This window comes from Nocardia sp. NPDC004340 (genome assembly GCF_053602575.1).
In genome coordinates this window covers 86,945-111,741 of the sequence record NZ_JBSGDW010000004.1, presented here as the reverse complement: position 1 = coordinate 111,741, position 24,797 = coordinate 86,945, and the positions used below count along the sequence as shown (strand labels likewise).

The window sequence follows — 24,797 nt, the reverse complement described above, 5'->3', positions numbered from 1 at the left end:
CCATGCGCATGGAGCAGATGTACCAGGAAGTGATCCTGGACCACTACAAGCACCCGCACCACCGGGGGCTACGTGAGCCCTTCGGCGCCGAAGTGCATCACGTCAACCCGACCTGTGGTGACGAGGTGACGCTGCGCGTGCACATCGACGACGCGGGTGACGTCAAGGACGTGTCCTACGACGGCCAGGGCTGCTCGATCAGCCAGGCCTCGACCTCGGTGCTCACCGATCAGGTCATCGGCCTGCCGGTGCAGCAGGCGCTGAAGGTGGTCGAGGAGTTCGACGCCATGATCACCGGCCGCGGCACCGTCGAGGGTGACGAGGACGTGATCGGCGACGGTGTCGCGTTCGTCGGCGTCGCGAAGTACCCCGCCCGCGTGAAGTGCGCGCTGCTGGGCTGGATGGCGTTCAAGGACGCCGTGGTGCGGATCGCCTCGGCAGAGGAAGCCAAGAAGACGATGGGCAACGGGGAGTAAGAGATGAGCGAAACCGAGCAGCAGACCAAGGAACTCACTCCCGAGGAGCTCCAGCACCTCGACGACATGGAGGAGGCGATGCGTGACGTCGTCGACCCCGAGCTCGGCATCAATGTCGTCGATCTGGGCCTCGTCTACGGCATGGCCTTCGAGGACGGCATCGCCAAACTCGACATGACCCTGACCTCCCCGGCCTGCCCCCTCACCGACGTGATCGAGGACCAGTCCCGCAACGCGCTGGTCCGCTCCGGCCTCGCCGAGGACCTGCAGATCAACTGGGTCTGGATGCCCCCGTGGGGCCCCGACAAGATCACCGACGACGGCCGCGAACAGCTGCGCGCCCTCGGCTTCACGGTGTAGACCGAACACACTCCGACGATGCGGACCGATCCCTGGTGGATCGGTCCGCATCGTCGTTTCAGCGGCCCAGCGCCTCGTTCAGGAGGGCTCTGGCTGTGGCGCAGAGGATTTCGGCGGCCTCCGGGCGGGGGAGGGCGGCGATGTCGACGAGCCAGATGAAGGACTCGATGCCGGTGGCGGACCGGATGGCGATGGCCAGGCGGTGGATGTCGATGTCCGGGTGCGTGATTCGCAGCGGTTCCAGCGCGTGTTCGAGCCAGCCGATCACCCGGCCGCGGCGTAGCGGCGAGGGGTTTCCCGCGGCGGGGTCCAGGGACAGGCGCAGCGAGGTGCGTAGTTCGGGTTCCCACTCCATGTTGATGCGGACGCATTCGCGCATGACGAGGTCGAGGCGGTCGCGGGGGTCGGTGGAGGCGGGGTCGGGGAGCAGGGTTTCGCGGTCGATCTCGGGGCGTACGGCCGCCAGGAGCGCGCGCTGATTGGGGAAGTAGCGGTACGCGGTGGTGCGGGAGATGGCGGCGGCCTGGGCGGCGTCCTCGACCGTCGGTATCACGCCCTGCGCCAACAGCTTCCGGGTCGCGGTGACCAGGGCCGTACGGGTGCGGGACTTCTGGTTGGTGCGCCCGGTGTTCTCATATGGTACGGCCATGCCCATGATGGTACTCTGATCCCATATCGAGTCCCGGAGGGCTGCTATGAGCACCGATCCCGCTGTGGTGAATCCAGACCTGTACCGGGTCATCTTCGAGAACGAGCGCGTGCGGGTGCTGGAGTACCGCGACAAGCCCGGTGACCGCACCTCGCCCCACAGTCATCCCGACAGCGTCCTGTACCCCTTGAACTCCTTCCGGCGTCGGATCACGGCCAACGGGGAACAGGTGGAGGTGGAGCTCACCGCGGGGCAGGTGCGCTGGCTCGGGGCGCAGGAGCATTCGGGCGAGAACATCGGCGAGGGCGAGACCCACGCGCTGTTCATCGAACTCAAGGAGCCCGCGCCCGCGGCCGGGGACACGGTGCTGGGTCCTTCCGGGATGTAGCGCGCTGGCGTGTTACGGCCGGTCGTGCCAGGGTTCGGGCGGTGGCGCCCCGTACGATTCTTCGGTGACCTATGACGACTTCGACGGATTCGAGCATCTCGACACCTCCACGTTGCCCGAACGCCAGCAACGCATTCTGTGCAGCATTCGGGATTGGGTGCAGCGGCACGGGTATTCGCCGAGCACTCGGGAGATCGGGGACTCGGTCGGCCTGAAGTCGGCCTCATCGGTTTCGCGGCATCTACGCGAGCTGGAGGAGCGCGGGTTCCTCAAGCGCAGTGAGTCGGTGACGCGTCCCATGGACGTGCGGCTGTTCCTGCGGGCGTCCGCGCCGGCGCGGCAGCAGGACGAGAACTCGGTACCGGTGCCGGTCGTCGGCGATATCGCGGCCGGTGCCCCGATCCTGGCGGAGGAGCACACCGACGATGTGCTCTCGCTGCCGCGGGAGCTGGTGGGCCGCGGCACCGTGTTCGGTCTGCGGGTGCGCGGCGACTCCATGGTCGACGCCGCCATCTGCGACGGAGACATCGTCGTGGTGCGCAAACAGCACGAGGCGCACACCGGCGAGATCGTGGCCGCCATGATCGACGGTGAGGCAACGGTCAAGGTCTACAAGCGCGCCAACGGGCATGTCTACCTGGAGCCGCGCAATCCCGCGTACCCGGTGATCGATGGTGACAATGCCCAGGTACTCGGTAAGGTCGTCTCGGTCATGCGCCGGGTCTGAGCGTCTGGCATGATGACCGCCGTTATCACCATCCATCCCCGGGGAGTATCGAATGTCGTTGCTGCGCAAGGCCGGTGTCGGCCTCGCCGTTACGTCGATGGCCGCGATGGGCACCGTGGCCGCCGGATCCGCCTCCGCGGCGGAGAACGGCGAGCCGGTCTTCATCGCGACCTCCGGTGACCTGTACGGCGCGTTGGCGCTGTCCAAGAGCACCGGGAACGTCGCGTATGCCGTGAACTACGGCAGCTGGGACGCCGCGGACTCCTCCGCGGTCAGCCAGTGTGGCGGCGGCGACTGTGCCGTCGTCGTGCACTTCGCCAATGCCTGTGGCGCGGTCGCCCAGGGCGCCGACACCCGCTTCGGCTGGGCGTGGGCGCCGTCCAAGGTGGAGGCCGAGTCGGCCGCCATCAATGTGCTCGGCAAGAGTGCGCCGGGTTTCCCGGACACGGGTTCGTCCTCGCCGCGTCAGGCCAAGATCATTCTCTCGGCCTGCACCGACAACGCGAGCTGACGTTCCGCGAAACACGCATGCGCCACACCGGATTCGTCCGGTGTGGCGCTGTTTTGTTTGCGGGAGTCCATTTTCCAGCAACACGCCGGGCTCGGCGGCGATGATTTCCCCGTGGACGACATCACCTACGAGGACACCCGGTTCGCGTTGCACGCGGCGGCCGAACTGCTGATCGCCGGTCCGCAGTATCGCCGGTTCGGCAGCATCCGCATGCGCATCGTGCTGGGCGGATTCGCCGGCATGAAGTGGCCGGTGTCGGTGACGGGCACCGATCTGGTGTGGCCGCAGGGCCGGACCCGCCTGCACGGCACCTACAGTGACCTCGCCTCGAGCGCCGGATTCGAGGCCGACGGCCCGCCCGACGGCCTGTATTCCGATGGCACCCGGATGGATCCGGATGAGCCGTTCAGGGTCGACTCCGAGGCCGCCACCGCCGTGCACGACTGGTTCGCGGTGGGGGACACCGCATTACGCCGCTTCGCCGCCGAACAGCAGCCGGTGTTGTGGCCCGAGCACTTCGACCTGTCGGTGGCGGTCGACGAGGTGAATTACGGTGTCTCCCCGGGCGACTGGGACAACCCGACGCCGTACGCCTACGTCGGCCCGTGGACCCGCCGCCGCGGCGAGTTCTGGAACGCGCCCTTCGGAGCCGTGCGACCCCGCACCGAAGTGGCGACGGTGCAGAGCCTCATGGAGTTCTTCCACGAGGGCAGAGCCCATGCGGCCCAGGACAACTGACGTCAGCGGTAGTGGGCCTTCAGGACGTCCCCGCCCTCGGTGCCGAGCACCAGCGTGCGCGCCGGGGCCGGGGCGACGGCCACGGAGGTGAGCGGCTGGCCCGACAGCACCGTGCAACTGGTGTGCGCGACCGGATCCGCGAGCACCAATTGCCCGCTGCCGGTGGCGATGTAGAGCAGCCCGTCGACGATCGCGAGGTCGTCGGGCAGCAGGGGGCCGGACAGGGGAGCGGGGGCCAGATCCACGGCCACCGTCGCCCGTGCGGGATCGTCGATCGGCAGGGCGACGACCCGCGCGGTCGGGCTCTCCAGCAGCGTCACGTAGAGGACGCCGTCGGCGGCGACGATGCCGTCGGCGCCGAGGCCGAGGGCCGCCAGCGCGGTGCGGCTGCGGGCGGTCCAGTCGGCGTCGATGCTGCCGTCCGGCCGGATCCGTACCACGGAGTTCGCGGAGGTGTCGGCCACGTACAGGGTGCCGTCGGCGTCGAAGGCCGCGCCATTGGCCTGACCGAGCCCGGACACGAACACCTCGGGGGTCGGGTCGGCGGCGGCCGGATCGAACCGCACCACCCCGCTGTCGCCCGAGAGGCCGGAGAGCGGTGAATTGCCGAAGGTCGCGTACATCAGCCCGTCCGGGCCGCGTCGGACCGCGCCCGGACCTCGCACCGGCACGCTGGTGACCAGGTGGGCGTCCCCGTCGTACTTCTCCACCACATTGCGCTGCGCGCGGGCGACCCAGATGCTCCCGGTCGCCTCGTCGAAGGTCAGGTTCTCCGACCAGTCGAGCAGCGGAGCCCGGGTGGGCATCGCCACGCGCGCCTCGATGGGCGCGCAGGACAGCGAGCCTGCGACGGGTGATGCGGGTGCCTCGGCCGCAGCCGGACCGACCGGCCCGCTCGCCACGGCCGTCATCGCCAGCAGTGCGGCGGCGCCCGCGACCAGGCGGCGTCCCCGGGCATCGAATTGCGGCGCAACGGCATTCGGTAGCGGATCCGGCATCGACGCGTTCCCTTCGCTGGCTGATGATCGCGGCCAGCGTATATCGGCCATTGCGGTCCAGCAATGCGGCTCGGCGGCGGGTGACCGGGCGGTTTACGCGCCCGGGTGCGTGGGTAGCGCCTCGGTGGACCGGTCGGCCAGCGCCGCTTCGACATTGGCGAGGCCCGCGCGCACGCCCAGCCCGTAGCCGTCCTCGTCCAGGGCGTCCAGGCGGTCGTGGGCGGCGGTCAGATGCTGTCGAGCGGTGTCGAAAGCGCCGAGGCGGCGGTAGTTGTCGGCCAGATTGAGGTGGAGCGAGGGGTAGAAGCCGCGCACGCTCAGGCCCGCGTGGTGGGCCTGAGCGCGTTCGTCGGTGAGCGAGTCGGCGGCGTCGAGGGCGCGGATGTCCCAGGTGAGGGCGTCGGCCGCGTGGTCCTGGAGGTCGGCGAGGAAGTGCGCCAGGGAGACCCGGTGCAAGGGGTCGCCGCCCGCCCCGATCTCATCCCACAACGAGGTCAGCTGTTCGCGAGCCGTCGCCGGATCGCCTTGGCGTCCAAGGATTACGGCGTCGTTGATGGCGGTCATGGTCGGATCGGGGGCGGTCATGCCGCGACCGTACCGGGAGGGTCCGACAATCAGCGGGCGAGCCGCCCGTGGCGTCCGTCGCCGGTGATGCGGCCGCGCCGGATGAGGTCGCGTTTGGTGCCGGGGCCGAGGGTGACCTGTTCGTCCTCGCCGGCGGCGCGGTCGTCGGGGTTGGGGCGCACGAACAGCGTCACGGTGGTGCCTTCGGTGAATCCGTTGCGGCGCATCATGGCCGCGGAGGCGGTGTTGTGGATCTCGACGTCGGTGACGATGCGGGCCGCGCCGTGCCGGAACAGCAGGTCGCAGCAGGCGGTCATGAGTTTGCTGGCGACGCCGCGCCCCTCCACCTCCGGGGAGACGGCGATCCACTCCAGGTACGCCCAGTCCTCGCGGAGCTCGAATTCCATGGAGGCCAGCACGAATCCGACCACCTGATCCGAATCCACCGCCACCCAGCAGGATTTGCCGGGGCTGTCGAGGTGCTCGGCGACCGAGGTCAGCGACCACGACGTGTAGGGCTTGGCCTGGGTGTCGAACACCTGGTAGCCGAGGTCGATGACCTGCCGCAGGTGTCCGAGCCCCATGGGCACGATGGCGATGTCCGGGTGGATGGATATATCGGGATCCATGCCGACAGTTTGCCAGGTGGCTGCTGAAGGGTCAGGCACCCTTGCGGGTCTGCTTGGCCGGAGCCTTCTTCGCGGCCTTCTTGGCGGGCTTCTTCTCGGCGGCGGCCTTGGCGGGCGCGGCCTTGGCGGCCGGAGCCGATCCGGTCTTGCGCCCGGATGCCTCGAGGCTGCGCTGCAGGGCCGCGACCAGGTCGACGACCTCGGCGTCCATCTCCGGGGCGGCCACTTCCGGCGCCCGGGTGACCTTGCTGGAGCCGCTGGCGATGGCCTCGTCGAGCAGCTTCTTCAGCTCGATTTGGTATTCGTCCACGTAGAGGCTGGGATCGAAGTCGTCGGACAGCGTGTCGACGAGGGTCTCGGCCATCTTCAGTTCCTGCGCCTTGGGCTCGGCGACGCCCTCGAGCTTGTCGAAGGCCACCGACCGCACCTCGTCGGGCCACAGCAGGGTCTGCAACACCATCACCCCGTCGCGCACCCGCAGCGCGGCCAGCCGGGTCTTCTGCCGGAGGGTGAAATGCACCAGCGCCACCCGGTCCACCCGTTCGAGGGTCTTGGCCAGCAGCACATACGCTTTGGGCGTGGTGGAATCGGGTTCCAGATAGTAGCTCTTGTCGAAGAGAATCGGATCGATCTGTTCCGAGGGCACGAATTGCAGGACCGGAATTTCGTGCTTCTCCGCGGCGGGCAGTTTCGCGAAGTCCTCATCGGTGAGAATCACCCGATCACCGTCGGGCGATTCGTAGGCCCGATCGATATCGGAATACTGCACCGGCTGCCCGTCCACGGTGCACAGCCGCTCGTATCGAATACGTCCGCCGTCGGCGGCGTGGACCTGGTGGAACTTGATGTCGTGGTCCTCCGTGGCGGTGTACACCTTCACGGGGACATTGACCAATCCGAACGCGATGGAGCCCTTCCAAATGGACCGCATTTCCCGATGGTACTGCCGAAGGCGTGTCGTGGTCGGTAACACGCCGCCGACCTGCGGGTTTCGGGTGGCTGCTGGTTGTTGCGGGTTGTTGGTAGCGGTCGTCTGACGGCCCCCGGACGGCGACGGCCCCAGCACGGCCCAGAGAATGGGTTGGACCCGCGTCGGCTACCGAGGCTCGCATCTGTATGTGCATCGGCGCGACAACGCCAACGGCGCGTGGGTGAAGTCGCGACGGTCGCGCCCGGTCCCAGTGACGATCTCGTGGTACTGGCCTACGACACCTACGTCCATGAACGTGGTCAGTGCCGATCCGCGCGCGACTGCGACTTCGTGCTGGTCAACCTCTTCCACCCGCCGTCGGGCTCTCCGATGCGCCCAGGTGCGATCAACGAGCTACTGGTTGGCCACGTTCGCCTCGGAGAGCATCCCGTTGACCGAACCGGAGCCGCCCAGCACCTTGCCGCGGGTCATGGGGATGCGTCGGTTGTTGGCGTGGTGTTCCTCAGAGACAATCTCCGGCAGGCGCCTTGTCGGCAACTGCGACGATATAGTCCAGCCAAGGGGCCCAGAAATCGGCGCCTTTTTGGCCGAAGAAGCCCCGAAGCAACGGATTGATTCTCCGCATTTGCGGATGATCGCGCTTACGGCTGACATATTCGGCATATTGCGGGTAGACGTGATCGCGGATGGAATAGACTCGGACATCCTTGAAGCCGGCTGCCAGGAGCGCCTGGCGGTATTCCTCCGCATCGGTATTATTCTTGCGGCCGGTCGTGAATGCGCCGTGCACCACGAGTCGCTTGAGACGCGAGCGCCTGACCTCGCTCGAAACATACTTGTTTGCGAGCGGCACAACGTCGGCAGTCACCAATCGGCCGCCGGGTGCCAGGACTCGGAATGCTTCCTCGAAAAATCGTGGACGCGACGGAAAGTGAAGCGCTGACTCGAGTGCGGTCACCTTTGTCGCGGACGCATCCGACTGAGGTAGGTCGTTTGCGGACCCGTGCACATACTCGACGACGTCGCTGAGCCCCAGTGCGGCGGCCCGTGCGGTCGAGACCTCGATCTGTTTCGCGGATATATTCACACCTGTAATTCGTTTCGGGCCAAATTCTTTCGCCCAGAGAAAGTCTTGGTCGCCCATTCCGCAGCCGACGTCCACCACTACGTCGTCGGACCCGAGGCGCGCTTCGGTCGCTACCAGCCGGGCCAGCGCCGCGCCCGCTTCATCCAAAGTTTGAGGACTGTCCTTCCAGTAGCCCAGGTTGATGAATAGCGACTCCTCACCCAGCGAGTTGTGTCCGGTGATCACTTTGTCGTACACCAGACTGAATCGGTTGGGAATTTTCTGCACAAAAAGCAAGGATGCAATCCACCCCCATTCGCGAACCCACCGCACGGTACGTCGGGCCGAACTCTCGGAATCACGAAATTCCAGGACAGTCATCTTTCCCCTTCAAGCCTGTGTATATTATTTGACTGTTTCACTCGCGGGCGTGTTCTCGAAGCGGTAGTCACTCAGCGCGAATCGGGCGCTGCGCCAAGCCGTTTCGAGGCTGAGCGTTGGTCGCAGCGGTACGTCGCCGTTCACGTCGACGTAGTAGGCGTTGGCGAGGCCGCAGGTGTCCTGCCAGAACACCTGCCGCCACCGGCGGCGCAGCATTTCCTCGAAGTACTTCGTGTTGGCCTGCTTCGTGACCTCCACCCGCGTCGCTCCGGTCCGTCGGGCATGGCCGAGGCAGCGGGCGATGTGCTTGGCGCTGGCTTCGATCAGGTTGAAGTAGGACGAACCGTTGTAGGAGTACGGGCCGGACACCGAGAAATAGTTGGGGAAACCGGGCACGCTCACCCCCTGATACGCCTGCGTTCGTTCCCGAGACCAATATTCGTGCAGATCGATCCCGTCGGATCCGACGCATTGGAAGGGCACGCCGGATGTGAATGGCATTTTGAACCCTGTCGCGAGAATCAACACGTCCAGCTCATGCTCGACGCCTTCAGCCGTGCGGACGCCGTCCGTGGTCACCTTGTCGATGGGATCGGTTTCCAGGTACACGTTTTCGCGGTTGAACGTGGACAGGTACGCGTTGGAATAGGCCGGCGGTTTGCAGCCGAGCGCATAACGCGGCGTGAGCTTGTCCCGGACTGCTGGATCGTGCACCTGCGCGGCCAACTCACGCCGCAGGGCGACTGCGGCGAGCTTGGTCAACGGGAACAGCTTGTGATATTGGGCGGGCAACAGGACGACCGTCTCGATATAGGCCTGGCTCAACGCCCGGATCGCGGGCTTCAGCAACGGAACATGCTCGAGCACCCAGTGCAGCCGCGCGGACAGCGGCGCGTCGTACTTCGGCACGACCCATACCGGAGTCCGCTGGAACACGGTCAGCTGCGCCACCTCGGCCGCGACGGCAGAGGCGAGCTGTACGCCGGACGCTCCGGTGCCGACGATCCCGACCCGCTTGCCGGTCAGGTCCACCGCAGGGTCCCAGCGCGCGGTGTGCAGGACCCGTCCCGCGAAGTTCTCGATCCCGTTGAACTTCGGGATGTTCGGTTCGGGAAAGCTGCCAGTCGCGTTGACGACGAACCTGGCGGTCATCGTGTCGCCTGCGGCTGTCGTCACCCGCCATCGATTCGTGTGGCCCTCGAAGTCGATTCTGTCGATCTTGGTATCGAACCGCATCCGTGAACGAAGGCCGTACTTGTCGGCGCAATGCTCCGCGTACTCCTGTACCTCCGAGCCGGGGGCGTAGACGCGGGACCAGTCCGATCGCTGCTCGAATGAGAACTGATAGCTGAAGACCGGGAAGTCGACCGCGACACCGGGGTAAGTGTTGCACCGCCAAGTTCCGCCGAGACCGTCGCCTGCGTCGAGGATCTGGTAGTCGCGCACACCGGCCCGATCCAGTTCGATCGCCGTGCCCATCCCCGAAAAACCCGCGCCGACAATGAGAATCTCGTGATCGACGGCAGTATCCGTCGACGTGCTCATGGTTGCTCCGTTCCAGATTCAGAATCAGTGCGAGGACACGCCGGACCGGATTTCCGGTGGGGTCCAAGTCGTCGCCGCCCGCCGTCCCGTGCGCGCGGCCCACCGCAAAAACCGGTTCGGCATCAATCCCGCCATCGGGGCGGTGATCACGGCGGCTCTGTTTGTCGCGGGTGTGGGCATGCCATACCGCGCCAGCAGACTCATGTACTGCGCGCGAGGACGCCGCGACGCGGTGTAGGCCGCCAGGTCCGGAGCACATGCGGCGAGGGCGACGGCATCTTCCAAGGCTACGGAGGTGCCCTGGCCGTTGTAGGGCACCAGCGCGTGCGCCGCGTCGCCGACCAGCGCTACCCGGCCACGAACCAGCGAACGAGGAACCGGCACGTAAGCCACATCGTTGCGCACTATCCGATCGGCGGAGGCGATCAATTTCGGCACCGGGTCGATCCAGTCGGCAAAGTAGTCCAGGTCGTCGATGCCCGGTCGACCCGCGGCCCACACCATGGTGCGACCACGAGGCATGGGATAGATCCCCATGTCACCGCCCGGACCCCACACCATTCCGGCGTACTCCGTCGACAGACCATCGACGATCCAACGCCAGGCGGTGACTCCGGTATGCCGCAGCGAGAGATCGGGCCACAACTGCTGTCGGGCTACACTATTGGCCCCGTCGGCCGCGACCACCAGATCGAACTCCGCCGTGCTGGAATCAGTTTCCACAACACCGCTTTCGCGCACTGCCCGCACCGCTACGCCCGTGTGAATGCACTCGCTGGGCAGGGCATCCACCAGGAGAGCGATGAGATCTGATCGCGCGAGCAGAACCATTCCCGGGTAGCCCATCGCGTCACTCAACCGAAAGCTCATCAGCGTGCGACCAGCCGCAGTCTGTATTTGCGCGGTCCGATCAGGTACCTGATGCTCACGGATCCGCTCCCCGAGTCCGAGGGCGTCGAGGGCAGCGATGCCGTTGACGGGCAACACGATCCCGGCCCCCGCCCGGCCGAATTCCGGCGCCTGCTCGAACACCGTGACGTGCCACCCGGCCTGCCGCAACGCGATGGCAGTCGCCAACCCGCCGACCCCGCCCCCGACGATTCCTGCGCGCCTCGTAGGTCCGTTCATCATCCCTCCCAATCCAGATCATCGTGCGGTGAATGCGTAGCCCATCGACGGGAGTGCCTGGCTGGCCACCAAGCCTCTGATTCAGTCGACGGCCGAAGTGGCGGAGTGTTTGCCGAGCTGGTCCAAGTAGGGCTGCTCGCCGTTGCACAGTTGGTGATCGCCGCCGGAAACCAGTCAACCAACGACGAGCACGTCCGAATCCCCGCCCCGACAACCCCTTTGATCCCCGTCCCGATACTTAACGCCGAACTGTATCGATAACAAGTTCCACTGTCTAGCGTTTCGTCGCTTCCGAAAGTTGTGTACAGCTGGAAGATTCGCGACAGTAGCTGCTTGCGCGATTGTGGAACGCGTTCTATCTTGAGGAAGCTGTTCGGGTGGGTTCAGGTGGTCCGGCCGGGTGTCGCAACAAGACTTCGGGGGATTGGCCGTCGCCCGGCGAGGACACCCGCGCTGACTTTCGGGTTGTGCTCGCCGATTCGGCCGGAGCTTCGGGGGTGGGAAATCAGGTATGAGAGTCGTCTGCTGACCGTGCGGCAGCAAATTTTGGGTTAACAAGCAAGGTGCCGGATCGTAGCGGCGACCGACGCCGTCATGACCGTTTGTGGGTTATCGCAGCCCAGCTTCGCTCGACTTGGATAGGGGACACATTTATGCACCAGCCGATCGCGATCGTGGGTCTTTCCTGCCGGTTCCCCGGTGCTGCTGACCCCCGTAGCTTTTGGCAGGTGCTGCGGGACGGAGTGGATGCGACCTCCGAGGTGCCCGCCGGGCGGTGGCGCCTCGACGAGATTCCCGAGGCGGCTGTGCTGCGCCGCGGAGGCTTCCTTCCCGACGTGGACCGTTTCGACGCTGAGTTCTTCGCGATGTCGCGTCCGGAGGCCGCAGCGGCTGATCCCCGTCAGCGTCTGGCCCTCGAATTGAGTTGGGAGGCAATTGAAGACGCCGGCATAGTCGAGGACCGACTGAGTGCTGAAGGGGTCGCCGTCTACATCGGCGCTGCCGGCGATGACTATGCGGCACTTGTGCACGACGGCGGTCCCGAGGCGGTTTCCGAGCACACGCTGGCCGGTTTGAGCCGCAGCTTGATCGCCAATCGGGTGTCACATGCGTTGGGTCTACGCGGTCCCAGTGTCACGGTGGATACAGCACAATCGTCGTCGCTGGTCGCGGTGCGGTCGGCTGTCGAGAGCTTGTGCTCTGGTCGGTCCGATCTGGCGCTGGCGGGCGGTGTGCACCTGAATCTCGCGGTCGACGGTGGCCTTGCGCTGGCTCGTGCCGGGGTGCTTTCGCCGGATGGCCGGTGCCATGTCTTCGACTCGCGCGCCAATGGTTTCGTCCGAGGCGAGGGCGGTGCCATGGTCGTGCTCAAGCGGCTCGCCGACGCCATTGCCGACGGCGACCCCGTCTACTGCGTGATTCTCGGTGGGGCCGTGAATCACGAGGGCGGCGGCGACAGCCTGACCACACCGACTATCGAGGCGCAGACGGAATTGCTCCGTCGTGCGTACGCCGACGCTGGTGTCGATCCGGCGGACGTGCACTATGTCGAATTGCACGGGACCGGGACGGTTGTGGGGGATCCGATCGAGGCGGGGGCACTGGCTTCGGTGTTCGCGCCCGGTCGTGACGACGCGAACCCGCTGATGGTCGGATCCGTCAAGACGAATATCGGTCATCTCGAAAGCGCGGCCGGTATCGCCGGGCTGGTCAAGGCCGCGCTCGCGATCCGGCACGGATCGCTTCCGCCGAGCCTGCACTACCGCGAGCCCAACCCGAACATTCCCTTTGCGGCCGGGCGGCTGCGCCTCAACGACAATCTGCGGGCGTGGCCTGCTGCGGGCCGGGCGCTGGCGGGTGTCTCGTCCTTCGGCATCGGCGGCACGAACTGTCACCTCGTGCTGGGCGCTCCGCCCGATCCGGGCCGCTCCGCCGAAAGAGAAGAACCTACTACCGCGGTGGCGGTGCCGGTGTCGGGGCGAACTGCCGAGGCATTGCGTGCGCAGGCCGCACGACTGCTGGACTTCGTCACCGCCGAGCCCGCTGCTGCGCCGGTGGACATCGGCGCTTCGACCGCCCTGCGGCGCACGCACTTCGCGCACCGTGCGGTGGTGGTGGCGTCGGATCGTGGTGAGTTGCGTGCCGGTCTGCGTGCGTTGGCTGCCGGCGGTGGCGCGGCCAATGTGGTCGAGGGCGAGCTTGTTTCCGGTTCTGGTGTGGTGTGGGTGTTCCCTGGGCAGGGTTCGCAATGGGTGGGGATGGCTCGGGGGTTGTGGGAGTCGTCGCCCGTTTTCGGGGCGCGGATGGACGAGTGTGCGCGTCTGCTGGGGGGTTTGGTCGATTGGTCGTTGCGTGAGGTGCTCGGCGATGAGCAGGCATTGCAGCGTGTGGATGTCCTGCAGCCGGCGTTGTGCGCGGTGATGGTGTCGTTGGCGCAGTTGTGGCGCTCGGTGGGTGTGGTTCCGGCTGCGGTGGTTGGTCATTCGCAAGGTGAGATCGCGGCGGCATGCGCAGCGGGCCTGCTGGAGCTTCCGGATGCGTTGCGGCTGAGCGTATTTCGCAGTCGCGCGATTGCCGATCGACTGTCGGGTCATGGCGCGATGGCATCGATCGCCGTGGCCGCCGGTGAGGTCGGCTATGCGGGTGTCACCGTCGCGGCACTCAACGGTCCCGACAGTGTCGTGGTGTCGGGTGCGGTTGCCGATGTGCACGGCTATGTCGCAGAGTGTGCGGCCCGCGGGATTCGCGCGCGGGTGATCCCGGTCGACTACGCATCTCATTCGCCTCAGGTGGAGATGATTCGAGAGGCTGTGCTGGCGGCGGGGCGCGAGGTCGTGACGCATCCGAGTGACATCGCCTTCTACTCTGCGGTGACCGGCGGTCGGCTGGACCCGTCTTCGATGGATGCCGAGTATTGGTATCGGAATCTGCGGGAGCCGGTCCGTCTCGAGGATGCGGTCCGGGAATTGGCTGCTGCAGGCCATCGGGTTTTCGTGGAGGTCAGTCCGCATCCGGTATTGACGATGCCGGTGCAGGAGACGGTGCCCGAGGCGGTCGTACAGGGGACGTTGCGTCGGGAGGAGGACGAGTTCCGGCGGTTCCTGCTGGCGCTGGGCGAGCTCTTCGCCCACGGGGTAACCGTGGACTGGCGGGCTGTCTTCGATGGTGCCGGCGCCCGTGTGCTCGACTTGCCTACCTACCCGTTCCAACGACAGCGGTACTGGTTCGATGAGGACCAGGTTGACCAAAACTTTGATGCGCCAGTCGATCTGCTCGAGCTGGGCGACGTGCAGCGCGGGGATGCGGGCAGTGCGCTGCTGGAGTTGGTGCGCGCACAGGCGGCGGTCGTGCTCGGGCACGGCGATGCCACACTGGTGGATCCCGACCGGACCTTCCGCGACCTCGGATTCGACTCGGCACGTGCTGTCGAATTGGTGAGACGGCTCAAACGCTCGACCGGCCTGCCCTTGCCGACAAGTCTGCCGTTCAGCTATCCCACCATCACCGCTGTGGCGCAGCACTTGCGCGATGGGTCCGTCGGAGGCCGGCGCACCGCCGTACGGGTCTCCGATTCCGATCCCATCGTCATCGTGGGCATGGCGTGCCGACTACCGGGCGGAGTGTCCGAACCGGATGAGCTGTGGCGGTTGGTGGTCGACGGTACCGATGCGATCACCGGGTTTCCGGAGGATCGGGGCTGGGAGGTAGCCGACTCGGTACCACAGTTCGGCGGCTTCCTCACCGGCCAAGGCGATTTCGACGCCGAGTTCTTCGGCATGAGCGCTCGAGAAGCGCTGGCCACGGATCCCCAGCAGCGACTGGTGCTGGAAACAGCGTGGGAGGCAGTGGAACGGGCAGGCATCGATCCGGTTGCACTGCGTGGAACTCGCACCGCGGTGTTCGTCGGCGCGATGGCACAGGACTATCTCCCGCGCCTTGCGGACGTGCCGGAAAGCCTTGGGGGACACGCGCTTACCGGGAGCGCGTCCAGCGTCATATCCGGACGCCTGGCCTACGCGCTCGGCCTCGAAGGCCCTGCGGTAACCGTGGATACCGCATGCTCGTCGTCGTTGGTCGCACTGCATCTCGCCGTGCAGGCCCTGCGATCGGGGGAGTCTTCGCTGGCCCTGGCCGGCGGAGTTTCCCTCATGGCCACGCCGGGCATGTTCGTCGAGTTCGCCAGGGCGGGCGGGCTTTCGGCCGACGGCAGGTGCAAAGCATTCTCCGCCGCGGCGGACGGCACCGGATGGGCCGAGGGCGTCGGCGTCCTGGTGCTGGAGCGGTTGTCCGCGGCACGACAACACGGCCACCCGGTGCTGGCGGTAGTGCGGGGTACCGCAACAAACCAGGACGGGGCAAGCAACGGCCTGACTGCACCGAACGGATTGTCCCAGCAGCGAGTAATTCGTGATGCCTTGGCGAATGCCGACCTGACGGCCGGCGATGTGGATGTGGTGGAGGCACACGGCACCGGCACCCGGCTCGGTGACCCGATCGAGGCCGATGCCGTCCTCGCGACATACGGCCAGGACCGTCACGCGACGAACCCACTGTGGCTGGGTTCGCTGAAGTCCAATATCGGACACACGCAGGCGGCCGCGGGCGTCGCCGGTGTCATCAAGATGGTGATGGCACTGAGGCACGGCATCCTGCCCCGGACCCTGCATGCGAACGCGCCCTCACCACACGTGGATTGGTCTTCCGGCGGCGTAAGACTTCTCGCCACAGCACAGGAGTGGCCGTCGAATGACGTGCCGCGTCGCGCGGGCATCTCCGCATTCGGCATCAGCGGTACCAACGCACACGTCATCGTGGAAGAAGCACCCGCCCTCGACGAGCGCGATACCGCGGAGGCATTGCCCGTCGTCCCTGTCGCGATCTCCGGCCGAACCCCGCAGGCCCTGCGTGATCAGGCTTCCCGACTCCGGAAACACCTGGAGTCTCATCCCGAACTGCGACCGGCCGACGTGTCCTATACCTCGCTCACCGGGCGCTCGGTGTTCCAGCACGGGGCACTGGTGACAGTGTCGAATCGCGAAGGCCTGCTGCACAGCCTGGACGCGGTGGCAGGCGACACGTGGGCGCGCGATGTGGTCCGCGGGCAGCGGTCCAAGGGCCGGACGGCGTTCGTGTTCACCGGACAGGGTGGCCAGCGCCCCGGCATGGGACGGGAATTGTGCGAACGGTTTTCGGTGTTCGGCACGGCCTTGAACGAGGTATGCGACGAACTTCGGCACCACCTGGGTCGTCCGCTGCGCGAGATCATGTTCGCCGCGCCAGGGTCGCCCGAGGCCGAGCTGCTCGACGACACCCAGTGGACCCAACCTGCGGTGTTCGCCCTCCAAGTCGCCCTGTTTCGGCTCGTGGAGTCGTGGGGATTGCGACCGGATTTCGTGGTAGGCCATTCGAGCGGTGAAATCGCCGCCGCCCACGTGGCCGATGTACTGTCCCTGCCCGATGCGTGCGCACTGGTCGCGGCTCGCGGCCGAGTGATGCAGGGGCTGCCCCCGGGCGGACGGATGGCGGCCGTAGCGGCCGCCGAGCACGAGGTGCTGCCGCTGCTGACCGCCGGAGCTTCGCTCGCGGCAGTCAATGGTCCACGCTCCGTGGTGATTTCGGGATCCGAGCCCGCGGTGGCCCAGATCGTCGATCACTTCGCTGCGCAAGGTCGCAACACGGCGTGGTTGCGCGTGAACTATGCCTCGCATTCCACGTTGATGGAGCCGATCGCCCACGAGCTGGCTACCGCGCTGCACGGCCTTCGGTCGAGCGCGGGGCGAATCCCGGTCATCTCCACCCTCACCGGCCGTGCTCTCGATGATGATCGGCTCGGCACGCCGGAATACTGGGTTCGGAACGCTTGCGAGTCGGTGCGGTTCCACGACGCGATTCGGACCCTGGCCGAGCGCGGCGTCACCGGCTTCGTGGAGCTGGGACCGGATGCGACGCTCACCAAAATGATCGAGAGCAGCCGGTTGCCGGACGAAGAATGGCTCGTCACGGCGACAATGCGGCAGGACCGCCCCGAGGACGCTGCCCTGCTCACCGCCATGGGCCGCCTCCACCTGACCGGTAGCGGTCCGGACTGGGGAAAAGTCTTCGCAGGCACCGACGCCGGCCCCATCGAGCTGCCGACGTATCCGTTCCAGCACCGCCGCCACTGGCTGGTCGCCTCCGGCCGTACGGGCTCGGACCGGCTCGAGCACCCGTTCCTCGAAGACGTCATCGCGGTAGCTGACAGTGGGGGCGTCCTTTTCCGCGGGAGACTGTCGGCGCGGCGCGATTCCTGGATGCTCGACCACCGGGTGTGGGACCGGCCGGTGCTGCCCGGCACGGCACTGGCAGAGATGGCCGCGTGGGTCGCCGATCGCGTCGGCTGTCCGGTGGTGGCCGAGCTGACGCTGCGGCAACCGCTGGCAGTTCCCGAAACGACCGTGGTGGAACTGCAGGCGTTGGTGGGTGCCCCCACCGAGGTGGGAGAACGATCATTCGCCCTGCACGCGCGGGTAGCGGATGAACCGTGGCAACTGCATGTCACCGGTCTGCTCGGCTCGGCCACCGAGGAGGTCACCCACCCGGCGGTGCTGCCGTCCGTCGACGCCGTGCCGGTGGATCTCACCCATCGGTATGACGAACTCGCGCAGGTCGGCCTGGAGTACGGGCCGACCTTCCAAGGGCTGCGTGCGGCGTGGCAGCACGGTGCGGAAGTTGTTGCCGCGGTAGCGCTGCCGGAGGGCTTATCCACTCGGTCCGGTTTCCTGGTACATCCCGCGATTCTTGATGCCGTGCTCCATGCAGTGGGACCGGAGGCGTTGGGGGACGGTCAGGGACAGCCGAAAATCCCGTTTGCCTGGACGCAGGTGCAGATCTATCCGACGACGAGTAGGCACCTGCAAGCGCGCATCGTCGCGATCGCCCCGGACCGCTTCGCGGTGACGGTCAGCGAAGCCGAGGGTGGCCGACGGGTGTTCTCGGCCCATGTCACCTTGCGAGCGCAGCCTGCCTCAGGACTCGCTGGGGACTCGCTGTTCGTCCTCGACCGGGTGCAGTTGCCCGCCGTCCGATCGATGGACAGTGCCGGAAACGCGGTGGTACTCAACGCCTTCGGCGGTACTGCGGGTGACGCCCCCGCGACGGTTCGACGACTCGTCCGCTCGGTGCTGGACACGGTGCAATCCCATCTGGCCGCACCGGGGGACGCACCGATCGTGGTGGTCACCAACCAGGCCCTCGACGGCCATGACCTGGCAGGCGCGGCGGTATTAGGAATGCTGCGCTCCGCCCAGACCGAGAATCCGGGCCGGATCGTCCTCGTGGACACCGATGATCCGGACGGGGTCGAAGACCTGCTGTCCACTGTGCTTGCCACCGGTGAGTCCGAGGTCGTGATCCGGGCGAGCCGCATATCCGCGCTGCGACTCGCCCCCGCCCCGGAATCGCATTCGGATGCCGAGGTGTTCGGTCCGGAAGGGACGGTACTGATCACCGGAGGCACCGGTGCGCTGGGCGCAGTGCTCGCCCGGCATCTGGTGACCGTGCACGGTGTACGCAGTGTGTTGCTGGTGAGCCGACGTGGTGGTCATGCCCCCGGTACGAGCGAACTGGTCACGGAGCTTCGCGGCTCGGGCGCATCGGTCAGCGTGTTGGCAGCGGACCTGGCCGACCGAGATGCGGTGGCGTCGGTACTGGCAGAAGTCCCGCCGCAGGCACCGTTGCGGGCTGTCGTGCATGCCGCGGGTGTGCTCGACGACGCCGTGTTCACCGCGCTGACCATGGACTCCGCGGAGCCGGTACTGGCAGCGAAGGTGGATTCCGCCTGGCACCTCCATGAACTGACCAAAGACCTGGACCTGTCAGCCTTCGTGCTGTTCTCCTCGGTGGCGGCCAGCTTGGGTACCGCCGGTCAGGCCGGTTATGCCGCCGCGAACGCGGTACTCGACGGGCTTGCTCGGCATCGGCGCGGGCAGGGGCTGGCGGCGGTCTCGCTGGGGTGGGGTCCGTGGGAGGACGTCGCGGGCATGACGGCCGCGCTGACGGAGACCGACCACCGCAGGCTGGCGGCGCGCGGTCTGCGGCCGATCTCGGCGGAAGCAGGCGTGCGACTGTTCGACATGGCCTTGGGGCTCGGGCGCGCACACGTTCTGCCGGCACGTATCTCGGCCGCGCGACTCAATTATTCCGTGCGCCAACGTCATTCGTCCGCACCGACTCCGGCGACGGGCACGGTTCGAGATCGGTGGCACGGTGTGGCCGAACGGGACCGGACCGCTGAGATGCGGCGTCTCGTTCAGGCCCAAGTCGCCACGGTGCTGGGTTATGACGACGAGATCGGGATCGATCCGGATCGCGCGTTCCGCGACCTGGGATTCGACTCGTTGACAGCAGTGGAACTCCGCAATGCGTTCGCCGTGGCCACCGGGCTGCGGCTGCCGCCCACCCTCGTGTTCGACCATCCGACACCCGAGGAACTCGCCACCTTCCTGACCGGCCAACTATTCGGTGCCGCACCGGCTCCGACGGCGGACGCGACAGTGACCCGCCACGACGAAGATCCGATTGTGATTGTCGGCATGAGCTGCCGTTATCCGGGAGGCGTCGCGTCGCCGGAGGATTTGTGGCGGCTCGTCGCCGAGGGTGTCGACGCGGTGACGGAATTCCCCCGTGACCGTGGCTGGGATGTCGATGGTCTGTACGACCCCGATCCCGACGCGTCGGAGCGCAGCTCCACGCGATCTGGAGGATTCCTCGACAACGCCGCGGACTTCGACGCCGACTTCTTCGGGATGTCGCCGAGGGAAGCCCTGGCGACCGACCCCCAGCAGCGCCTGCTACTCGAAGTGGCCTGGGAGGCACTGGAATACGCGGGAATTCCGCCGACCTCGATACGCGGTAGCGACACCGGTGTGTTCACCGGCGTCATGTACAGCGATTACGCGACGCGAGCGCTCGAGCATCCTGGTGCCCTGGAGGGATACCTGTTCATCGGCAGCGCTCCGAGCGTCGCGTCCGGACGGGTGGCCTATTGCCTGGGTCTGAAAGGGCCGGCCGTATCGGTGGACACCGCGTGCTCGTCGTCGCTGGTGGCACTGCATTTGGCCGCACAGGCGCTGCGGGCCGGTGAATGCACCCTCGCCCTGGCGGGTGGGGCGACCGTGATGGCCGCGCCCACCACCTTCGTGGAGTTCTCCCGGCAGCGGGCGCTTTCCGTTGATGGGCGGTGCAAGGCGTTCTCGGCGGCTGCCGACGGTACCGGCTGGGCGGAGGGCGTGGGTCTGCTTGTGTTGGAGCGGATGTCCGATGCGCGACGCAACGGTCACCGCGTACTCGCGGTCCTGCGTGGAAGCGCGGTCAATCAAGACGGATCCAGCAACGGACTCACCGCACCACACGGCCCCTCCCAGGAACAGGTGATCCGGCAGGCCCTCAACAGTGCGGGACTGTCCCCCTCCGATGTCGACGCTGTCGAAGCCCACGGGACCGGGACGCCGTTGGGCGATCCCGTTGAAGCGCAGGCGATTTTGGCGACCTACGGACAGGATCGCCCGGCCGGCGAACCGCTGTGGCTGGGCTCGCTCAAATCCAACATCGGGCACGCCCAGGCCGCTGCGGGTGTCGGTGGCGTGATCAAAATGATCATGGCGATGTCGCACGGTCGGCTACCGAAGACATTGCACGTGACCGAGCCGTCACCCCACGTGGATTGGTCCTCCGGTGCGGTCCGGCTGCTCACCGCGGAACGCGACTGGCCTTTCGCCGACCGGCCCCGGCGGGCGGGAGTTTCGTCATTCGGTATCAGCGGCACCAATGCGCACGTGATCCTCGAAGAACCAACCACTGCCCCGCAGCCGGAAGAGGCGCCACGAGAATCGATCCCGGTTCCCCTGCTGCTCTCCGGCCGGACTCCGAAGGCATTGCGCAGGCAGGCGGAGCGGATACTGTCGACTCTCGACGACCGGTCGGCGCTGGTGAATGTCGCGTTCTCCGCTGCGACCACCCGGTCACATCTCGAGCATCGTGCGGCCGTCATCGCGGCGAATACCGACGAACTACGTCAAGGACTGATTTCGGTCGTCGCGGGCGCGGCCACGACGACTGTCGTGCAAGGTGTGCGGGATCGGGGTAAGACTGCGTTCGTCTTCACCGGTCAGGGCTCGCAGCGGGTGGGCATGGGCGAGGACCTGGCGGCACGGTTCCCGGTGTTCGACAGCGTGCTGAATCAGGTGTGCGCGGAGTTCGATCAGCATCTCGACCGGTCGCTTCGCGAGGTCATGGCCACGGAGGCCGGCCTGCTCGATGAGACCGAGTGGACGCAACCGGCCCTGTTCGCGTTCGAGGTGGCCATGTTCCGGCTGCTCGAGTCCATGGGTGTGCGGCCGGACTTCGTGGCCGGACACTCGATCGGTGAGATTGCCGCGGCCCACGTGGCAGGTGTGCTGTCGCTGCCGGACGCCTGCACTCTGGTGGCAGCGCGCGGTCGGCTGATGCAGGCGTTGCCTGCCGGTGGTGCCATGGTTGCCATCCATGGCACGGAAGAAGAGGTAGTGCCGCTCCTGGCCGGATATCAGGACCTGATATCGCTCGCTGCCGTCAACAGCCCATCATCGGTGGTCGTCGCGGGCGCCGCGGAGCATGTGCATGCGGTGGCCGCCCAAGTCGCGGCTCGGGGAAACCGAACTCGGCAGCTACGCGTCTCGCATGCTTTTCACTCTCCGTTGATAGAGCCGATGCTGCCGCAGTTCCGTTCGATCGTGGCGAACCTCGAGTTCGCTGAGCCCGTGATCGCGCTGGTGGCCGCAGCGCCGCAGCAGCCCGAGTACTGGGTGCGCCATGTGCGTGACACCGTGCGCTGGGCCGACACAGCCGCCTCTCTGGCCGGTGCGGGCGTCACGCGGTTCGTCGAGGTCGGTCCCGATTCGGTGCTCACTCCGATGATCGAGGAATGTCTCGCTGAATCCGCCGATGCTCTGCTCGTACCGACCATGCGGCGCGGGCAGTCTGAGATCGAAGCGCTGGTTTCCGCGTTGGGTCGAATGCACGTCAGCGGTGTGGAGGTGGATTGGTCCACGGTATTCGCCGGCACCGGTGCTCGCCGAGTGGACCTGCCGACCTATCCGTTCGAGCGTGAGCGGTACTGGCTCGATGCCAGTGCCGAGCACCCACTGTTGACCACTGTGGTGGAACCGGCCGAGGGGCTGGGTGTCATTCTCACGGGGCGATTGTCGATACGGACACATCCGTGGCTGTCCGACCATCGAGTGCAGCACCGGGTGATCGTGCCCGGAACCGCGTTGCTGGAGATGGCGCTCCAGGCGGGCGTTGCGGTCGGAGCCGAGGTCGTGGATGAGCTGACCGTGCTGAGCCCCGTCGTCGTACCGAACGGCCACGAAACCGAAATCCAGGTTGCGGTAGGAGATCCCGACGAGTTCGGGCGGCGCCCGCTGCGGCTGCATGCCCGCACCGACGGCGAGTGGCAATTGCATGCCACCGGGCTCTTGACCGCAGCGCAGCCGCAGGTCGCCGTCACCGATCTCGCGCAGTGGCCGCCGGCCGAGGCCGAAACCCTTGATGTCGCAACGTGGTACGACGAACTTGCCGCGGTCGGATTGGAGTACGGGCCCGGATTCCGCAATGTGCGTGCCGCTTGGCGTCGCGGAGCAGAGCTGTTCGTTGAGGTAGAGCTGCGCGAATGGACCGGCAGCTCGGGAGCACGCTCGGCCTTGGTGGATGCGGCACTTCACGCGTTGGCCGTAGCGAGAGGTCCCGTCCTGCCGTTCTCCTTCAGCGGCGTGCACGCTGCGACTACGACCGTCCGTCGATTGCGAGTCCGAATCACCGCCCTCGGCGATGACACCGTGGCATTGAATCTTGCCGATGACCACGGCGTTGAGTGGATGTCCGTCGATTCGTTGACTCTTCGACCGCTGGCGGCGGCCCCGCTCGAATCGATGATGTTTCATGTCGACTGGTCGGAGATAGACCCGGCGATACCAGCCGAAGCGAGTCCTGCGGTGCTCGTTTCCGTGGCGGAGTCGGCTCGTCCGGCAGGCGTCGAGGTGGTGCACGAGGTAGCCGAGTCCGTGCTGGGACAGGTCCAGGAGTTGCTGGCGACAGCAGGCGACGACCGCGTGGTTGTGCTTACCCGGCACGCGGTCGCGGTAGCGCAGGATCACGACATAGACCTCGCGGGTGCGACGGTCTGGGGGCTGGTTCGCTCGGCGCAGACCGAGAATCCCGGACGAATCATGTTGGTGGACATAGACGAAACGGCGGACACGAACGCACTCCTGGCTGCCGTGCTCGCGACCGGCCGAGACCAGATCGCAGTTCGTGATGGGAAGCTGTTCACTCCTGGTCTGTCCCGAACACCTGCTGTCGCACCCGAGGCGGACGTGTTCGATCGCGACGGCACCGTGATGATCACCGGGGGAACCGGCGGCCTCGGTGCCGAAATCGCCCGGCACCTGGTGAACCGCCACCGGGCACGCCATCTCCTGCTGCTCAGCAGGCGAGGCCCGGACGCTGCCGGTGTGGCTGCCCTGACCGCGGAACTCACCGCAGCCGGTGCCACCGTCGATGTCGTCGCCTGCGACGTCACCGACCGCTCCGCACTGGAAAAGGTGGTGTCGAACCTTCCGGCCGACCACCCGCTGGGTGCGGTGATCCATGCTGCCGGCGTGGTCGACGACATGGTGTTCTCTGCACTGACACCGGCACGATTGCGGGCAGTGCTGGCTACCAAGATGGCCGCCGCGTGGACCCTGCACGAGCTGACCCGTGACGCGAATCTTTCGGCATTCGTGCTGTTTTCGTCGGTTGCGGCAACGATGGGCACTGCCGGACAGGCCGCATACGCCGCGGCGAACGCCTTCTTGGATGCGTTGGCTCACCACCGCCGATACCTCGGCCTGCCCGCGGTCTCACTGGGTTGGGGTCTGTGGGAGCAGCAGAGTGGAATAACCGGGCGGCTGGGCGACACCGAGCTGCGACGGATTTCCCGGTGGGGACTGCGAGCACTGCGGACCGAGGACGGTTTGGCCCTGTTCGACGCCGGAATCGTCGCCGAATCGCCCCACGTGCTGCCGATGCGTCTCGACCCGGCCGGCCTGGGAACCGGAGAAGCGCCAGCCCTGCTGCACAGCCTGCTTCCCAGACGAGTTCGCCGCCCGGAGCACCTTTCCATCGACAGTTCACAGACGTTCCGGGAGCGCCTGGGCGCGCTCCCGGCGTACGAACGCGAGACGGCCGTCCGGCAACTGGTGCGCACCGAGATCGCGGAGGTGCTCGGACATCGAGAGCCCGACGCCGTCCCCGAGGACCGAGGCTTCCTGGAGTTGGGCCTGGACTCGCTCACCGCGCTCGAGCTGCGCAACCGCATCAACGCGGCGACTGGTCTCGCGCTGACCGTCACCGTGATCTTCGACTTCCCGACGCTGTCCGCCCTGGTCGCGCATCTTCTGGAACGGATCGCGGACCGCGAAACACCCAGCCCGCCACCGATTGTCACGCAGCTGGACCGCCTGGAGACCGCACTGCGATCGGTCGACGACGATCAGGTGCGCACTGCGATCGCCGTCAGGCTGCGCGGAATGCTGGCCGACTTGTCCATGTCCGATCCGCTGGGTTCGGACGTCGACCGAGAACTTGCCGACGCCACGGCAGAAGACCTCTTTGCCCTGATCGACGAAGAGCTGGAGAAGCCCTGACAT

15 protein-coding genes are annotated in these 24,797 nt (G+C 66.7%); 7 read left to right on the top strand and 8 right to left on the bottom strand.

The window, feature by feature from the left end; all coding sequences use genetic code 11:
* Window positions 1-2 precede the first annotated feature (2 nt).
* On the top strand, window positions 3-476 hold the full coding sequence (gene sufU / locus ACWEOI_RS17020) for a Fe-S cluster assembly sulfur transfer protein SufU (protein ID WP_433672890.1): 474 nt from the start codon (window positions 3-5) through the stop codon (window positions 474-476).
* Between the two features lie 3 nt (window positions 477-479).
* The gene (locus tag ACWEOI_RS17015; protein ID WP_357082950.1) at window positions 480-836 is read left to right on the top strand and encodes a metal-sulfur cluster assembly factor; all 357 of its coding nucleotides are present in this window, start codon (window positions 480-482) and stop codon (window positions 834-836) included.
* A 58-nt stretch (window positions 837-894) separates the two neighbouring features.
* Here ACWEOI_RS17015 and ACWEOI_RS17010 read toward each other — a convergent pair whose 3' ends face one another.
* Complete coding sequence (locus tag ACWEOI_RS17010; RefSeq protein ID WP_452360211.1) at window positions 895-1,485, bottom strand: TetR/AcrR family transcriptional regulator; 591 nt, start codon at window positions 1,483-1,485, stop codon at window positions 895-897.
* 46 nt (window positions 1,486-1,531) lie between these two features.
* Between ACWEOI_RS17010 and ACWEOI_RS17005 the strand changes: the two genes are divergently transcribed.
* The 4 genes from ACWEOI_RS17005 to ACWEOI_RS16990 all read left to right on the top strand — a co-directional run bounded on the left by ACWEOI_RS17005 (window position 1,532) and on the right by ACWEOI_RS16990 (window position 3,849).
* Window positions 1,532-1,873, top strand: a complete 342-nt coding sequence (locus tag ACWEOI_RS17005; RefSeq protein WP_452360210.1) for a cytoplasmic protein — start codon at window positions 1,532-1,534, stop codon at window positions 1,871-1,873.
* 64 nt (window positions 1,874-1,937) lie between these two features.
* Window positions 1,938-2,600 (top strand): transcriptional repressor LexA, encoded by a 663-nt coding sequence (gene lexA / locus ACWEOI_RS17000; RefSeq protein WP_433672896.1) that lies wholly within the window; start codon window positions 1,938-1,940, stop codon window positions 2,598-2,600.
* Window positions 2,601-2,652: 52 nt separating this feature from the next.
* The gene (locus ACWEOI_RS16995) at window positions 2,653-3,111 is read left to right on the top strand and encodes a DUF4189 domain-containing protein (protein ID WP_379272081.1); all 459 of its coding nucleotides are present in this window, start codon (window positions 2,653-2,655) and stop codon (window positions 3,109-3,111) included.
* Between the two features lie 111 nt (window positions 3,112-3,222).
* A complete protein-coding gene (locus tag ACWEOI_RS16990) occupies window positions 3,223-3,849 on the top strand; it encodes a hypothetical protein (protein ID WP_433672897.1) in 627 nt (208 codons plus the stop codon).
* A gap of 2 nt (window positions 3,850-3,851) precedes the next feature.
* Here the strand turns inward: ACWEOI_RS16990 and ACWEOI_RS16985 are convergent, their stop codons facing one another.
* The 7 genes from ACWEOI_RS16985 to ACWEOI_RS16955 form a co-directional block, all read right to left on the bottom strand.
* A complete protein-coding gene (locus ACWEOI_RS16985) occupies window positions 3,852-4,847 on the bottom strand; it encodes an SMP-30/gluconolactonase/LRE family protein (protein WP_452360209.1) in 996 nt (331 codons plus the stop codon).
* A 93-nt stretch (window positions 4,848-4,940) separates the two neighbouring features.
* The gene (locus ACWEOI_RS16980) at window positions 4,941-5,432 is read right to left on the bottom strand and encodes a hypothetical protein (protein ID WP_433672899.1); all 492 of its coding nucleotides are present in this window, start codon (window positions 5,430-5,432) and stop codon (window positions 4,941-4,943) included.
* Between the two features lie 29 nt (window positions 5,433-5,461).
* Complete coding sequence (locus ACWEOI_RS16975) at window positions 5,462-6,040, bottom strand: GNAT family N-acetyltransferase (RefSeq protein WP_452360208.1); 579 nt, start codon at window positions 6,038-6,040, stop codon at window positions 5,462-5,464.
* A 31-nt stretch (window positions 6,041-6,071) separates the two neighbouring features.
* Window positions 6,072-6,971: a non-homologous end joining protein Ku gene (ku, locus tag ACWEOI_RS16970; RefSeq protein ID WP_452360207.1), complete on the bottom strand. Its 900-nt coding sequence runs from the start codon at window positions 6,969-6,971 to the stop codon at window positions 6,072-6,074.
* A 502-nt stretch (window positions 6,972-7,473) separates the two neighbouring features.
* Entirely contained in the window at window positions 7,474-8,418 is a 945-nt protein-coding gene (locus ACWEOI_RS16965) for an SAM-dependent methyltransferase (protein ID WP_452360206.1), read from the bottom strand.
* A gap of 24 nt (window positions 8,419-8,442) precedes the next feature.
* On the bottom strand, window positions 8,443-9,963 hold the full coding sequence (locus ACWEOI_RS16960) for a flavin-containing monooxygenase (RefSeq protein WP_452360205.1): 1,521 nt from the start codon (window positions 9,961-9,963) through the stop codon (window positions 8,443-8,445).
* Window positions 9,964-9,987: 24 nt separating this feature from the next.
* The gene (locus tag ACWEOI_RS16955; RefSeq protein WP_452360204.1) at window positions 9,988-11,091 is read right to left on the bottom strand and encodes an FAD-dependent monooxygenase; all 1,104 of its coding nucleotides are present in this window, start codon (window positions 11,089-11,091) and stop codon (window positions 9,988-9,990) included.
* A 653-nt stretch (window positions 11,092-11,744) separates the two neighbouring features.
* Here ACWEOI_RS16955 and ACWEOI_RS16950 point away from each other — a divergent pair.
* Window positions 11,745-24,794 carry an SDR family NAD(P)-dependent oxidoreductase gene (locus ACWEOI_RS16950; protein WP_452360203.1) on the top strand — a complete coding sequence of 4,350 codons (13,050 nt, stop codon included), beginning with the start codon at window positions 11,745-11,747 and terminating at the stop codon, window positions 24,792-24,794.
* Window positions 24,795-24,797: the final 3 nt, after the last annotated feature.

Coding starts and splice junctions, on each gene's coding strand:
- ACWEOI_RS16950 (WP_452360203.1), top strand. CDS start 11,745: ATGCACCAGCCGATCGCGATCGTGGGTCTTTCCTGCCGGTTCCCCGGT.
- ACWEOI_RS16995 (WP_379272081.1), top strand. CDS start 2,653: ATGTCGTTGCTGCGCAAGGCCGGTGTCGGCCTCGCCGTTACGTCGATG.
- ACWEOI_RS17010 (WP_452360211.1), bottom strand. CDS start 1,485: ATGGCCGTACCATATGAGAACACCGGGCGCACCAACCAGAAGTCCCGC.
- ACWEOI_RS16980 (WP_433672899.1), bottom strand. CDS start 5,432: ATGACCGCCCCCGATCCGACCATGACCGCCATCAACGACGCCGTAATC.
- ACWEOI_RS17005 (WP_452360210.1), top strand. CDS start 1,532: ATGAGCACCGATCCCGCTGTGGTGAATCCAGACCTGTACCGGGTCATC.
- ACWEOI_RS16975 (WP_452360208.1), bottom strand. CDS start 6,040: ATGGATCCCGATATATCCATCCACCCGGACATCGCCATCGTGCCCATG.
- ku (WP_452360207.1), bottom strand. CDS start 6,971: ATGCGGTCCATTTGGAAGGGCTCCATCGCGTTCGGATTGGTCAATGTC.
- ACWEOI_RS16960 (WP_452360205.1), bottom strand. CDS start 9,963: ATGAGCACGTCGACGGATACTGCCGTCGATCACGAGATTCTCATTGTC.
- sufU (WP_433672890.1), top strand. CDS start 3: ATGCGCATGGAGCAGATGTACCAGGAAGTGATCCTGGACCACTACAAG.
- ACWEOI_RS17015 (WP_357082950.1), top strand. CDS start 480: ATGAGCGAAACCGAGCAGCAGACCAAGGAACTCACTCCCGAGGAGCTC.
- ACWEOI_RS16965 (WP_452360206.1), bottom strand. CDS start 8,418: ATGACTGTCCTGGAATTTCGTGATTCCGAGAGTTCGGCCCGACGTACC.
- ACWEOI_RS16955 (WP_452360204.1), bottom strand. CDS start 11,091: ATGAACGGACCTACGAGGCGCGCAGGAATCGTCGGGGGCGGGGTCGGC.
- ACWEOI_RS16985 (WP_452360209.1), bottom strand. CDS start 4,847: ATGCCGGATCCGCTACCGAATGCCGTTGCGCCGCAATTCGATGCCCGG.